The following is a 14,272-nucleotide window of genomic DNA, read 5'->3' on the forward strand; positions in this document are numbered from 1 at the left end:
CGACCCCCTCATTTCGGATGTCTGAGGCGCGGATTGGCGACGATTGCCGCAATGTCCGCGATGATGTTCAGGCTGATGTAGACGGCGGCGAAGATCAGCCCGACCGCCTGCACCACAGGCACGTCACGCTTGGTGACGTGGTCGACCAAGTATTGCCCCATACCCGGATAGACGAAGATCACTTCGACGACGACGACGCCGACGATCAGATAGGCAAGGTTGAGCATGACGACGTTGATGATCGGCGCAATCGCATTGGGGAAGGCATGCCTGCGGATAACCGCGAAGGCCGAAAGCCCCTTGAGCTCCGCCGTCTCGACATAGGCCGACTGCATGACGTTGAGGATCGCAGCGCGCGTCATGCGCATCATATGGGCGAGCACCACCAGGGTCAGCGCCGCCGCCGGCAGTGCTATGGCCTGGATGCGTTCGCCGAACGGCATCCCCTCATAGACGGTGGAAATGGCGGGAAACCATTGATGTTGCACTGCGAAGAAAAAGACGAGCACATAGCCGACGAAGAATTCCGGGAAGGACGTCGAGGCCAGCGCCAGTCCCGAGATCAGCTTGTCGACCCAGCCATTGCGGTAACGCACCGCGATCAGCCCGAGGATGATCGCCAGCGGCACCGCGACGATCGCCGCCCAGAAGGCGAGGAACAGCGTGTTCCACAGCCTTCCCTTGATCGAGGTTGCGATATCCTGACCGCTCGACATAGCCGTGCCGAGATCACCGGTCAGGATGCCGCCGAGCCAGCGAAAATAACGGATGTAGGCGGGATCATTGAGGCCGAGCTGCTCGCGCAGATTGGCGAGCGACTCCGGTGTTGCCGACTGCCCGAGAATGGCTTGCGCGACGTCGCCGGGCAGGATCTGGGTGCCGGCGAAGATCAGGACCGAAACGGCCAATAGAAGGATGATGCCCAGCGCAATGCGCTGGGCCACCAGTTTCACGATGGGTGAGGACATATCCGCAAGGCCGGGCTCAGGCTTCGAGCCAGCACTTCGCCAGAGCATATCCGTTCATCAACTCCTGATGCGGATCATCCACCCAGCCGGCAACCTTGGCGCCCGTCGCGTCGATGAACTGATTGAACATCGGCAGAATCAGGCCGCCCTCGTCGCGCACCATCACAGCCATGTCGTGGTACATTGCCTTGCGCTTGGCCTCGTCAAGCTCGGCGCGAGCCGCCAGCACCATCTTGTCGAAATCCGGACGCTTGAACCGTGTGTCGTTCCAGTCGGCCGTCGACAGATAGGCGGTAGAGTACATCTGGTCCTGCGTCGACCGGCCACCCCAGTAGGAGGCGCAGAACGGCTGCTTGTTCCAGACTTCCGACCAGTAGCCGTCGCCCGGTTCGCGCTTGATCTCCAGCTTGATGCCGGCCTTGGCCGCGCTTTGCTGGAACAGCTGTGCGGCATCGACGGCACCGGGGAAGGCGACATCCGACGTCCGGAGCAGGACGGCACCGTCATGGCCCGACTTCTTGTAGTGGAACTTGGCCTTGTCGGGATCGTATTTGCGCTGCTCGATCTCGGTGAATAGCGGGTACGATGCATTGATCGGGAAGTCGTTGCCGAGCGAGCCATAGCCACGCAGCACCTTGTTCAGCATTTCCTCGCGGTCGATCGCCAGCTTCAACGCCATGCGCAAGTCGTTGTTGTCGAACGGCGCGGTGTCGCAGTGCATGATGAAAACGTAGTGGCCCGGTCCCGAATGGTTGCGGATGGTGACGCCGGGCACACGCTTGATCAGATCGACGATCTTCGGCTCGACGCGGTTGATCATGTGGACCTGGCCGCCCTGCAGCGCCGCCGTACGCGCCGTGGCGTCGTTGATGACGATGATCTCGATCTGGTCGGCATGGCCCATCTTGTCGCCCTGCCAGTAATTGGCGAAGCGCTCGCCGCCATGGCGCACGCCGGGCTCGTTGGTGGTGACCTTGTAAGGACCCGCCGAGATACCGGCATCGGCCTTATCCTTGCCGCCGTTCGGCTGGATGATCAGGTGATAGTCGCTAAGCAGATAGGGAAGATCGGCATTCGGCTCCTTCAGCGTCAGCACCACTTCCTTGCCGCTGGCCTTTATGCTCTCGATGCCTTTCATATAACCGAGCGCGCCGGACTTCGACTTCTCGTCCGAATGGCGTTCGAGGGTGGCGGCCACGTCCTCTGCGGTCACCTTCTTGCCGTTGTGGAACTCGACGCCATCGCGGATCTTCAGCGTCCAGGTCTTGGCGTCGTCCGACGAGCCGATCTCCTCGGCAATGCGGTTCTCGAGCTTGCCTTCAGGAGACAGTTCGACGATCAGTTCGCCCCACATCTTGCCGAAGGCGAACGGCACCTGCGTCATGAACAGCGCCGGATCGAGACTGTTGGTGGACTCGCCACCGACCAGGCCGGCCTTCAGCGTGCCGCCCTTGACCGGACCCGCCGCGCGGGAAGCGCTGGATAGCAGCGAATTGGCGAAGGTTGCGGTGACGCCAAGCGCAGCTGCCCGGCCGAGAAAATCGCGACGGCTCAGCTTGCCGGACGCAACGCGCCGGCTCAGATATTCCAGTTCGTTCGACATGTTAAGTTCCTCACTCTGTTGGTCCGACCTTATGGTCGTTTTTTCTCATTTCGATCGGGAGAATAATGACCGTAAGGGAAAGCGGTAAGCAAGACCGAATGCGACATGCCGTGGCGTAAATCGTGCGTCGCAATTGGACCAATCGCTATAAGCGCTCAAAGCAGTACGCGCGGGATTTTCTCCTTGAAGTTGCGCTCGAAGACCAGTTTCTCGCCTTCATAGGCTTCAATTCTGGCGCTAACCATGAAGCTTTGCGCGTCGGAGCGCATTTCGGCGAACGTTTCGGTGCGCATCGACCATTCATTTCGCGACAGCGTCTGGGTCCAATGCGTCTTGCCCGACGCTGACAGCGGATTGTCGGGATGGATCGCCCATGTCTCTCTGGCGATGCTCCCGTGGGTGAGGCCATGCTCCAGGTCGCGCACTTCGCCGAAATCGTCGACGATGGAAAGCGTGATCAGTCCGGTCTTTTCGTCGCGATCGACATGACGTTCGGAATTGGCGGGCCGAAGTGTCTCCGTTGCCCAGGGCGTCGCGCCTTCGGGGGCGGGGAAGGTGACCTCATCGCCCGTCGCCGGCGGGCGCAGCGGCAGCATCAATGTCGCGGCCGACAATTCGAGCCGGACCGGCTCCGGCGACGGCCAGATCATCGGCCAATAGCTGTTGGAGATGGCAACGCGCAAGCGGTGGCCGGCCGGCGCCCGATAGGCGCATTGGTCGAGCACCACCCGGGCGCTGACGGTTTCGCCGGGCACCAGCGCTTCGGGAAATTCGTGCGAGTTGCGATGCGTAAGGTTAAGCACGCCGTACGAGATCAGCTCCGACGCTCCGTCCGGGTGGACGTCGCACAGCCGAACCGCGATGTTCGCCTGGCGCCGGTCCGACGAGACTCTGACCAAAACTTCGGGAGCACCGACAATGTCGATCGCTTCGGTCAGCACCGGCTGGTCGAAACACACCGACAGCGCGTCGTCGGGGCGCTGGTCACCCGGCAGTTCCGGGCCGAAGGTGAAGGGGAAATATTCGCCGCCGGCAAGGCCGCAGTTTTGCGGCGACGCGACGATAGCGTGATTGCCTTCAGCGATAAGCTCAACCTCTTGCGTCCGGATGTTGGGTGACGGCCATTCCGATTCAGCGACCCAGCGGCCCGGCCGCGCGGGATGCCAGCGCGCCGGACGCACGCTGTCCATGAGATAGGCGCGGTAGGCGGGGTCGGCCTCGACGCCGGTGTCGATGTCCTTGAGCCAGCGGTCCCACCAGCGCAAGGCCTCCTGCAGGAAGCCGATGCGCGGTTCGGGCGCGGCGTAATGCGGGTATTTGTGGATCCACGGGCCGACGATGCCCTTGACCGGTGCCTCGATATTGGCGGCGAGATGGGAAATCGTATTGCGATAGCCGTCATGCCAGCCGCCGATCGACAGCACCGCGGCATGGATGGCGGAATAGTCCTCGCAGATCGAGCCGCGCTTCCAATAGGCATCGCGATATTGGTGCTTCAGCCACAGCGGTGCCAGAAAGGGCTGGTTCTCCAGCCTGGTCAGCCACAGGTCGCGCCATCTGTTGTCGCCGGCCAGCAACGGATCCGGCGGCCTTGACGAATAGGACAGCATGGTCGAGGCCCAGCCGAAATTCTCGATCAGCAGGCAGCCGCCCTTGTAGTGGATGTCGTCGGCATAGCGGTCGACCGTCGAACAGAGACTGATGACCGCCTTCAGCGCTGGCGGCTGCTTAGACGCCACCTGCAGGCAGTTGAAGCCGCCCCACGAAATGCCCATCATGCCGACATTGCCGTTGCACCAGGGCTGGTCCGCCGCCCAGGCGATGACGTCGCAAGCGTCCTGCAATTCCTGCTCGGAATATTCGTCGTCCATCAGCCCTTCGGAATCGCCATTGCCGCGCATGTCGACGCGGATCGAGGCGTAGCCATGGCCGGCAAAATAGGGATGCGTCAGCTGATCACGATAGATCGTGCCGTCGCGCTTGCGATAGGGCAGGTGTTCGAGGATTGCCGGCACCGGATCGTCGGCGGCATCGGCCGGCATCCACACCCGCGCCGACAGCCGGCAGCCGTCCGGCATGATGATCCCCATGTCGGGAAATTCAACGACCTTGCGCGGGAATTCAGTGACGGTTTTCATGCGGCCACATGATGGAGCCGCTGCCGATGCGTCGTGGGCCAGCCAACGAATTCGGCTGGTCAATCCGCGTCAACTCAGCGGAATGTCGTTGTCGGCCTTGCTAGCCTGGTAGGCGCCGGACAGTTCGTCGTAGCGTGCGGAGATTTTGCCGATCCGCGTCTCCAGTCGCAGGCGTTCGGTCTCAGGCAGCGATCGCACCAATTTGCGGATCGAAAAGCTCCTCCAGTAGGCATTCTCGGCATTGTAGCCGCCGGGATCGAGGGTGAAGACCTCCTTCAGGATCTTCAGATCGTGCGGGATGTCGAAGCTGTCGCGCGAATCCTCATGGCTGAAAAGATAGTAGAAATTGTCGAAGCCGGTCCAGGTGATCGCCGACAGGCAGAGCGAGCAGGGTTCGTGCGTGGCAAGAAAGATCGCGTTCTTGGTATCGACGCGTTCGGCCTTAGGCATTTCGTAGAAGCGCTTCAGGCAGTGCATCTCGCCGTGCCAGAGCGGATTTTCGATCTCGTTGTTGGTTTCGGCAAGCACCAGCGAACGGTCGTCCTTGCGCAGGATCGCCGCGCCGAACAGTTTGTTGCCGTGCGCGACGCCTTCGACGGTCTTCGGCACGATGTCGTGCTCGATGACATCGAGCAGGCGATCGATCAGCGAACTGTCGGTCATCACCGGCTCCCGTCGGGAAGATGGATTTTGTAAGGATGCGAGAAATGACACTCTTCGAGATTGGAGCCGTCGCCGCCGCGGTCGACGACCACAAAATCCTGGACGTCGCCGATCGGCGTCAGCACGCCGTGCCACAGATTGCGCGGGTAGTTGACGCCTTGCCCGGGCGCGGTGATGAAGGCGTGCGGCTCGCCAGGTCCTTCCTCGCCATCATGGCAGACGACGACCAGGAACGGCCGTGGTGACAGCGGGATGAAGGCCTGGCTGCCGAACGGATGGCGCTCCACCATTGTCAGCTTCAACGGCAGTTCATAGGGCGTGCCACGCACCATGGAGATCAGCACGCGCGCATTCGGCCCTCGTGCTTCCGCGGTGGCGAGGTCGTGGTAGCGCTCGGCCTTGCCGCCATTGATCGGATAATGGTTGTCGCTGCCCATATCGATGACGTCGCCGAATTCGGCGAAGGTCTCGCGGGTCAGCGGCCGGGCGACGATTCGGGTCATGGCGCGCGCCTCGCGACGCCGGCGCCGCCAAGCTTGGCATGCCGGTTGACGTCCTTGTAAAGCAGGTAGCGGAATTTTCCGGGGCCGCCGGCATAGCAGGCCTGCGGGCAGAAGGCGCGCAGCCACATATAGTCGCCGGCCTCGACCTCGACCCAGTCCTGGTTGAGGCGGTAGACCGCCTTGCCTTCCAGCACGTAGAGCCCGTGCTCCATCACATGAGTCTCGGCGAAGGGAATGACCGCACCAGGCTCGAGCGTGACGATGGTGACATGCATGTCGTGGCGCATGTCGGCCGGATCGACGAAGCGCGTCGTCGCCCATCGGCCTTCGGTACCCGGCATCGGCGTCGGCGCGATGTCCTGTTCGTTGGCGAAGAACGCTTGCGGCTGGTCGATGCCGTCGACTGCGTCATAAGTCTTGCGGATCCAGTGGAAGCGGACGGCGGCACCGCTTTCATTGCGCACCGTCCATCCGCTCGCCGGCGGCAGGAAGGCAAAGCCGCCCGGCCTTAAGCTATGTTTCTTGCCGGCAAGCGAAACGCATAGCTCGCCTTCGACCACGAACAGCGCACCTTCGGCGGCGGCGTCAAGCTCAGGGCGGTCGCTGCCGCCGCCGGGCGCGAGCTCGACGATGTATTGCGAAAACGTCTCGGCAAAACCCGACAGCGGCCGAGACAGCACCCAGATCCGTGTCCCATCCCAGAACGGCAAAGCGCTGGTGACGATGTCCTGCATCACGCCTTTGGGGATCACGGCATAGGCCTGTGTGAACACAGCGCGGCCGGTCAGCAATTCACTCTGGCCGGGATGTCCGCCTTGCGGCGCATAATAGGTTCGCTCGGCCATTTTCATCATATCCATAAATTCAAGCCTGTTGCGGAAGCCAGGGCCTATCGCGGCAGCCAAGGCCTATTGCGGAAGCATGTCCTTGAGACGAAGCAGCGCGATGCGCTCGACCTGTCTGCAGGCGGTTTCGAATTCGACGTCGTGGCTGTTGCCGATACGCGCTTCGAACTCGGCCAGGATCTCCGCCTTGGTCCTGCCTTTCACCGCGATGATGAAGGGGAAACCGAAACTGGTGACGTAGGCGGCATTGAGTTTTGCGAACAGCTCGCGCTCCTTCTCGGTCAGCGCGTCGAGCCCTGCCGAAGCTTGCTCCTTGGCCGATTCGTCCGTCAACCTTCTGGCCTGCGCCAGTTTTCCGGCAAGATCGGGGTGGGCATTGAGCACGGAAAGCCGCTCGGCCTCGCTTGCTGCGCGAAACACGCGGCAGAGCGCATTGTGCAGGCCGCCGGCACTGTCATGGGCCGGGCCGAGCTCCAGCCCATAAGCGCGCTCGGCAACCCACGGCGAATGCTCGAACACGCCGCCGAATGTGTGGACGAAGGCCTCGAATTCCATTTTCGACGGGCGCAGCGCCGGCAACCGGAACGGATGCGTCTCCTGCCAATGTTTTGCAATGTCGATGCGCCGTGCCAGCCAGACCTTGTCGTGCGATTTGACGTAGTCGATGAAGCGCTTCAGTGCCGCGACCCGGCCCGGCCGCCCAACCAGGCGGCAGTGCAGGCCGATATTCATCATGCGCCGCCGCCCTGCCTTGCCCTCGGCATAGAGCGTATCGAAACTATCCCTGAGATAGGCAAAGAACTGGTCGCCCGAATTGAAGCCCTGCGGCGTGGCAAAGCGCATGTCGTTGGCGTCGAGCGTGTAGGGGATGATCAGCTGCGGCTTCGCCGACCCGTCCGGTGTCACATGCTCGAACCAGTAGGGCAGTTCGTCGTCATATGTGTCCGACACATAGTCGAAGCCGCCCTCTTCCGCCGCCAGCCGCACCGTGTTGATCGAGGTGCGGCCGGTGTACCAGCCGGTCGGCCGCGCCCCTGTGACCTCATAATGCAGCCGGATCGCCGCCTCCATGTCGCGACGCTCGTCTTCCGGGGTATGGTCGCGGTAGTCGATCCATTTCAGCCCGTGCGAAGCGATCTCCCACCCGGCCTCCTGCATCGCCGCAACCTGGTCGGGCGAACGCGCCAGGGCCGTGGCCACGCCATAGCAGGTGATCGGCACCTGTGCCTCGCTGAACAGGCGCAGCAATCGCCAGAAGCCGGCTCGGGCGCCGTATTCGTAGATCGATTCCATATTCCAGTGGCGCTGGCCGGGCCAGGGCGCGGCGCCGACGATCTCCGACAGGAAAGCCTCCGAAGCCTTGTCGCCGTGCAGGACGCAATTCTCGCCGCCCTCTTCGTAATTGACGACGAACTGCACCGCGACATGCGCCCCGCCGGGCCATTTCGGATCCGGCGGATTGGCTCCGTAGCCGCGCATGTCTCGTTCGTAACGCATTCTCGCTCCTGCCGGAAATTGTGATCAGGATAGTCGAAAGGAGTGCCTGCGCATTCCCCCGAAATTTTTGAAAGTGTTTTTGTCGCGCTCCGCTCGACCGGGACTTATGCATCGCCTTTAATTGGCGCACAATTCATGAATAGTGTTCGACCGTTCAGGGAATGGAGCAGCCAGTGGCGGAAACGTCGAAAGCCGAAGGCGGGCGCTTGACGACCCATGTCCTCGACACAGCGGCCGGCAAACCGGCGGCCGGTCTGTCGATCGAGCTCTATCATCTTGACGGGCAGGCCCGGACGCATCTGAAAACGGTTGTCACCAATGATGACGGCCGCTGCGATGCTCCACTGCTTGCCGGCGCGGAATTCCGCACCGGCCAATACGAGCTGGTCTTTGCGGCCGGCGATTATCTGCGCGGGCAAGGGACAAAACTGGCGGAACCGGCCTTCCTCGACCATGTGCCGATCCGCTTCGGTATGGCCGAGCCGATGCACTATCATGTGCCGCTGCTTCTGTCGCCGTACGGCTATTCGACCTACCGGGGAAGCTGAGATGGCCGGGATCAAGACACGCAACGAAATCCGCTTCATCCTCAATGGCGAGGACGTCGCGCTCGGCACGGTTGCACCCGACCAGACCCTGCTCGACTGGCTGCGGCTCGACCGCTCGCTGCGCGGCACCAAGGAAGGCTGCGCCGAGGGCGACTGCGGCGCCTGCACGGTGCTGGTCGGCAGGCTCTCGGCCGGCAGACTGGTCTATGAAAGCGTCAATGCCTGCATCCGCTTCCTTGGCTCGCTGGACGGCACGCATGTCGTGACCGTCGAGCATCTGCGCGGCGGCGCAGGAAAGCTGCACCCCGTGCAGCAGGCGATGGTCGATTTTCACGGCTCGCAATGCGGCTTCTGCACGCCGGGTTTCATCATGTCGCTTTATGCGCTGTGGATGCGGTCGCCGGAGCCGTCGGACGCGCCAATAGAAAAGGCGCTGCAAGGCAATCTCTGCCGCTGCACCGGCTACGAGGCGATCATGCGCGCCGCACGTGCCATCTCCAGCTACGGCACGGCGGCAAAGGATCCGTTGGCGGTGGAGCGCAAGGCAGTCACGGCCAAGCTCGAAGCGATGAAGGACGGTTCGCGCATCGAGATCGGCTCCGGCAACAAGCGGCTGATCGTGCCGGCCGATGCCGACGATCTGGCCAGCGTGCTGATCAAGGAGCCGGGCGCCACCATCGTCGCGGGTTCGACCGATGTCGGCCTTTGGGTGACCAAGCACATGCGCGATATTGCGCCGGCGATTTTCATCGGCAATCTCGATGGTCTGTGCGGGATTTCCGAGGACAAGGGCGTCATCTCGATCGGCGCCGGTGTCACCTATAGCGAGGCCTTCTCGACGCTGGCGAAACGCATCCCGGCGCTGGGCCCGCTGTTCGATCGCATCGGCGGCGATCAGGTGCGCAACATGGGCACCATCGGCGGCAATATCGCCAACGGTTCGCCGATCGGCGACACGCCGCCGCCGCTGATCGCACTCGGTGCCCGCCTGACGCTGCGCCGCGGCGACAAGCGGCGGACGATCCCGCTGGAGGATTTCTTCATCGCTTATGGCCGACAGGACCGGCAGCCCGGCGAATTCGTCGAGGCCGTGCATGTCCCGGTGCCGGCCGGCGAGACGAAATTTGCAGTCTACAAGATCACCAAGCGCCGCGACGAAGACATCACAGCAGCGCTGGGCGCGTTTTTCCTGAAGCTCGCCGAGGATGGCACGGTGGCGGATGTGCGCATCGCCTATGGCGGCATGGCGGCAACGCCGAAGCGCGCCTTTGGCGTCGAAAAGGCATTGCTGGGCAGGCCCTGGACGGAAGCGACGGTCGAGGCGGCGATGGCCGCGTACGCCGGCGATTTCACCCCGCTGACCGACATGCGGGCAAGCGCCGAATACCGGGCGCTGGCGGCACGCAACCTGCTGCTGCGCTTCTTTGCCGAAACCACCGGCACCCGGGCGCCGATCCAGGTATCACGGCACGAGGCGGCATGATGAACAAGCACGCCACGCCAAACCTGAAGGCGCAAAAAATCGCCGGCGGCGTCGCCACTGACCAGCGCCATGATTCCGCGCACAAGCATGTCAGTGGCACGGCCGTTTACATCGACGACATGCCGGAACCGGCCGGCACGCTGCACGGCTGCCTTGGGCTTTCGACGGCGACGCATGCCACCATCACCAGCATGGATCTTTCGGCGGTACGCGCCGCACCCGGCGTCGTCGATGTGCTGACCGCGAGCGACGTGCCAGGCGAGAACGACATTTCGCCGACCGGCCGTCACGACGAGCCGGTGCTGGCCGACGGCAAGGTGCAATTTTTCGGTCAGCCGATCTTCTGTGTCATCGCTGAAACCCGCGAGCAGGCGCGCCGCGCGACAAGGCTGGCCAAGGTCGAATACGAGGAATTGCCGTTCGTCGCCGATATCGGCGAGCTCAATCCCGGGAAAGACAAGCTGGTCACGCCGCCGCTGACGCTGAAGCGCGGTGACGCAGCGGCTGCGATCAATGCGGCGCCGCGCCGGCTGAAGGGAAAAATGCGCATTGGCGGCCAGGAGCATTTCTATCTCGAAGGCCATATCGCCTTGGCCATCCCTGGCGAGGACCACGACGTCACCATCTATTCCTCGACCCAGCACCCGAGCGAAATCCAGCACATGGTCAGCCATGCGCTCGGTGTTCCGAGCCACGCGGTGACGGTGGAAATCCGCCGGATGGGCGGCGCTTTCGGCGGTAAGGAAACGCAAGGCAATCAGTTTGCGGCATTGGCCGCTATCGCCGCGAAGAAACATCATCGGGCCGTAAAAATCCGGCCCGACCGCGACGACGACATGATCGCCACCGGCAAACGCCACGATTTCCTCGTCGACTACGAGGTCGGCTTCGACGATGAGGGCAATATTCTGGGCGTAGATTTCGTGTTCGCGGCGCGCTGCGGCTTCTCGGCCGACCTCTCCGGCCCGGTCACCGACCGCGCGCTGTTCCATTGCGACAACACGTATTTCTGGCCGGCGGTGCACGCGCAGTCGGCGCCGCTCTACACCAATACGGTATCCAACACCGCCTTTCGCGGCTTCGGCGGCCCGCAAGGCATGGTCGGCGCCGAGCGCGTCATCGACGAAGTCGCGTTTGCCGTCGGCAAGGACCCGCTCGAAATCCGCAAGAAGAATTTCTACGGCACCTCAGACCGCAACATCACGCCCTACCACCAGACGGTCGAGGACAACATCATCCACCGCATAGTCGCCGAGCTGGAGGCGAGTTCCAACTATGCGAGGCGCCGCCGCACTATCGATGCTTTCAATGCCAACAGCCGCTTCATCAAGCGCGGACTGGCGCTGACGCCGGTCAAGTTCGGCATCTCGTTCACCGCCACCCATTACAACCAGGCCGGCGCGCTGGTGCATGTCTATACCGATGGTTCGGTGCATCTGAACCACGGCGGCACCGAGATGGGGCAGGGCCTCTATGTCAAGGTGGCGCAGGTTGTGGCGGAAGAGTTCCAGATCGACCTCGATCAGGTCAAGATCACCGCGACGACGACCGGCAAGGTGCCGAATACCTCGGCCACCGCCGCGTCTTCCGGCTCCGATCTCAACGGCATGGCGGCGCAGAATGCCGCCCGCCAGATCAAGGACCGGTTGACCAATTTTGCCGTCGAGAGATACCAGGTGCCGCGCGACCAGGTGCTGTTCCTGCCCAACCGCGTGCGCATCGGCAACCAGGAGATCGCCTTCGCCGATCTCGTCAGGCAGGCCTATATGGCGCGCATCCAGCTTTCGGCGGCGGGTTTCTACAAGACGCCGAAAATCCATTGGGACCGCGACAAGGGCGAGGGCCGTCCCTTCTACTATTTCGCCTATGGCGCCGCGTGCTCGGAAGTCTCTGTCGACACGCTGACCGGCGAATATATCGTCGAGCGCACCGACATTCTGCACGAAACCGGCCGCTCGCTGAACCGCGCCATCGACCTCGGCCAGATCGAGGGCGGCTTCGTCCAGGGCATGGGCTGGCTTACAACGGAGGAACTGTGGTGGGACGACAAGGGGCGGCTGCGCACCCATGCGCCATCGACCTACAAGATCCCGCTCGCGTCGGACCGGCCGAAGATCTTTAATGTGACTTTGGCCGACTGGGCGCAAGCAGGCGAGCCGACGGTGTACCGCTCCAAGGCGGTCGGCGAGCCGCCCTTTCCGCTCGCAATGTCGGTGCTGCATGCGCTGTCGGACGCAGTGGCGAGCGTTGCCGGCCACAAGATCTGCCCACGCCTCGACCCGCCGGCCACGCCGGAGCGTGTGCTGATGGCGATCGAACGGCTGAAGCGGGAAGCCAGGACCGGCACTTGAATCCCGGAAACGTGCAATTCAGGCCGAAAAACTCTATATTTCCCGATAGGGAACACGAAATTATGAACGCGAAAGTGCAGAGCCTGAAAGCCTTTCTTGCCGGCGCCCGCCGGGTCGCCTTAGTTGAGGTGGCCGGGACAAAAGGTTCGACGCCGCGCGAGACGGGTGCCTTCATGCTCGTCTCAGGATCGGCCACTTTCGGCACGATCGGCGGCGGCCAGCTCGAATACATGGCGATCGACAAAGCGCGGCAGATGCTTTTCTCCCCCCTTGAGGGGGAGATGGCCGCGGAGCGGCCAGAGGGGGTCGTCTCAGAAGGCACCGCCGGTGCGTCGAGCACTGCCGCAGCGACCCCACCCGGCGGCTTCGCCGCCACCCTCCCCTCAAGGGGGAGGGATACCCTCGACATCGCGCTCGGCCCGGAGATCGGGCAGTGCTGCGGCGGCAGGGTCGAGCTGCTGATCCAGCTGGTCGACCCCGCGCTTGAAGCCAAGCTGGTTGCGGCGGCGGAAGCCGAGGAAGCGCAGCTACCGCATGTCTACATCCTCGGCGGCGGCCATGTCGGCCAAGCGCTGGCCTCGGCGATGGCCTTGCTGCCGGTGCATATCGTCGTTGTCGAGACACGAGCCGAGGCGCTCAAAGGCATGCCGGAAGCAGTCGAAACCAAGCTGACGCCGATGCCTGAGGCGATGGTGCGCGAAGCCCCGGCTGGATCGGCCTTCGTCGTCCTCACCCATGACCACGCGCTGGACTTCCTGATCGTCGCCGAGGCTCTGAAACGCCGGGATGCCGCCTATGTCGGCATGATCGGCTCCAGAACCAAGAAGGCGACGCTCCGGAACTGGTTCCTGAAATCGGCGGAAGGAAGCGAGGCGGAATTTGCCCGCCTCGTCTCGCCGATCGGCGGCGATGCCGTTAAGGACAAGCGCCCGCAGGTGATCGCCGCACTCGCCGTAGCCGAGATTATGACGGCGTTGGCCGGCCATGCGGCGGCACCGTCCGCTCAATCCAAAGCCCCTCACCGCAAGGCGATGGCCGGCTGACGTTTTGGCTATTCCTTCTCCTGCGTGTGCGCCTCAAGGAACCACAGCAATTTGTCGAGCGAGCGTGAATAGGCGGTGAAGATGTCGGCGGTGTCGGCATCGCCCGCGCCAGCCGCCTCGTCGATCGCCGCGCGTGCCCGCTTGGCGGTTGCGGCATAGCGGTCGATCAGCGCCGCCAGATGATCCCGGGTCTTGTGGATGTCGGTCGGATAGGCCTCGAGCATAGTCGCCTTCGACACCTCTTGCGATGTGCCGAGCGCCGTCCCGCCGAGTTGTACGGCGCGCTCGGCAATGGTGTCGACATGGCCGTCGATCTCCTCGCGGAACGTGTCGAGCATCTCGTGGATGGCGATGAATTGCGGTCCCTTGACGTTCCAGTGCGCCTGCTTGGTGATCAAGGCCAGATCGATGGCGTCGGCAAGGCGGGCATTGAGAAGATCGATACACTCTTTCTTGGCATTGGATTGCAGGTCGTTGCGGGTGGCGATGGCATCCATGATCGGCTCCTGTGGCGGTTGCGTCCGCTTGGTTTGAAAAAGGGCGAAGTTTGTGGAAGGTCAATCGAACATGCGCGCAGACGCCCTCATCGCCGCGCGGCACAGCATGCCAAAACGGCGATCTCCGACTTTC

The 14,272-nt window shown here is 63.0% G+C and carries 12 protein-coding genes; 4 read left to right on the forward strand and 8 right to left on the reverse strand.

Going from position 1 to position 14,272, the window contains the following annotated elements; translation table 11 throughout:
• Window positions 1-8: 8 nt before the first annotated feature.
• The 7 genes from NKJ17_RS01790 to puuE all read right to left on the reverse strand — a co-directional run bounded on the left by NKJ17_RS01790 (window position 9) and on the right by puuE (window position 8,217).
• Window positions 9-968, reverse strand: coding sequence for an ABC transporter permease (locus NKJ17_RS01790; protein ID WP_352505913.1), 960 nt, complete (start codon window positions 966-968; stop codon window positions 9-11).
• A gap of 16 nt (window positions 969-984) precedes the next feature.
• Window positions 985-2,571, reverse strand: coding sequence for an ABC transporter substrate-binding protein (locus NKJ17_RS01795; protein ID WP_254816007.1), 1,587 nt, complete (start codon window positions 2,569-2,571; stop codon window positions 985-987).
• A gap of 155 nt (window positions 2,572-2,726) precedes the next feature.
• A complete protein-coding gene (locus NKJ17_RS01800; protein WP_352686590.1) occupies window positions 2,727-4,709 on the reverse strand; it encodes a CocE/NonD family hydrolase in 1,983 nt (660 codons plus the stop codon).
• Window positions 4,710-4,778: 69 nt separating this feature from the next.
• Window positions 4,779-5,372, reverse strand: a complete 594-nt coding sequence (locus tag NKJ17_RS01805; protein WP_352505911.1) for a nucleoside deaminase — start codon at window positions 5,370-5,372, stop codon at window positions 4,779-4,781.
• Window positions 5,372-5,875, reverse strand: coding sequence for an ureidoglycolate lyase (locus tag NKJ17_RS01810; RefSeq protein ID WP_352686593.1), 504 nt, complete (start codon window positions 5,873-5,875; stop codon window positions 5,372-5,374). The genes NKJ17_RS01805 and NKJ17_RS01810 overlap by 1 nt, the downstream gene beginning before the upstream one ends.
• Window positions 5,872-6,720, reverse strand: coding sequence for a bifunctional allantoicase/(S)-ureidoglycine aminohydrolase (locus NKJ17_RS01815; protein WP_502896203.1), 849 nt, complete (start codon window positions 6,718-6,720; stop codon window positions 5,872-5,874). Before NKJ17_RS01815 ends, NKJ17_RS01810 begins: the two co-directional genes overlap by 4 nt.
• A 63-nt stretch (window positions 6,721-6,783) precedes the next feature.
• Window positions 6,784-8,217, reverse strand: coding sequence for an allantoinase PuuE (puuE, locus tag NKJ17_RS01820; RefSeq protein ID WP_352505908.1), 1,434 nt, complete (start codon window positions 8,215-8,217; stop codon window positions 6,784-6,786).
• Between the two features lie 173 nt (window positions 8,218-8,390).
• Between puuE and uraH the strand changes: the two genes are divergently transcribed.
• The 4 genes from uraH (at window position 8,391) to xdhC (ending at window position 13,642) form a co-directional block, all read left to right on the forward strand.
• Entirely contained in the window at window positions 8,391-8,765 is a 375-nt protein-coding gene (gene uraH, locus NKJ17_RS01825) for a hydroxyisourate hydrolase (protein ID WP_352505907.1), read from the forward strand.
• Between the two features lies 1 nt (window position 8,766).
• On the forward strand, window positions 8,767-10,248 hold the full coding sequence (gene xdhA, locus NKJ17_RS01830) for a xanthine dehydrogenase small subunit (protein WP_352505905.1): 1,482 nt from the start codon (window positions 8,767-8,769) through the stop codon (window positions 10,246-10,248).
• On the forward strand, window positions 10,248-12,599 hold the full coding sequence (gene xdhB / locus NKJ17_RS01835) for a xanthine dehydrogenase molybdopterin binding subunit (protein ID WP_352505904.1): 2,352 nt from the start codon (window positions 10,248-10,250) through the stop codon (window positions 12,597-12,599). Before xdhA ends, xdhB begins: the two co-directional genes overlap by 1 nt.
• A 62-nt stretch (window positions 12,600-12,661) precedes the next feature.
• On the forward strand, window positions 12,662-13,642 hold the full coding sequence (gene xdhC, locus NKJ17_RS01840; RefSeq protein WP_352505903.1) for a xanthine dehydrogenase accessory protein XdhC: 981 nt from the start codon (window positions 12,662-12,664) through the stop codon (window positions 13,640-13,642).
• Between the two features lie 8 nt (window positions 13,643-13,650).
• Here xdhC and dps read toward each other — a convergent pair whose 3' ends face one another.
• The gene (dps, locus tag NKJ17_RS01845; protein ID WP_023676226.1) at window positions 13,651-14,139 is read right to left on the reverse strand and encodes a DNA starvation/stationary phase protection protein Dps; all 489 of its coding nucleotides are present in this window, start codon (window positions 14,137-14,139) and stop codon (window positions 13,651-13,653) included.
• Window positions 14,140-14,272 lie beyond the last annotated feature (133 nt).

Origin of the sequence: Mesorhizobium sp. M0208, from assembly GCF_040322015.1 — a bacterium.
In the GTDB taxonomy this organism is placed as follows: Bacteria; Pseudomonadota; Alphaproteobacteria; order Rhizobiales; family Rhizobiaceae; genus Mesorhizobium.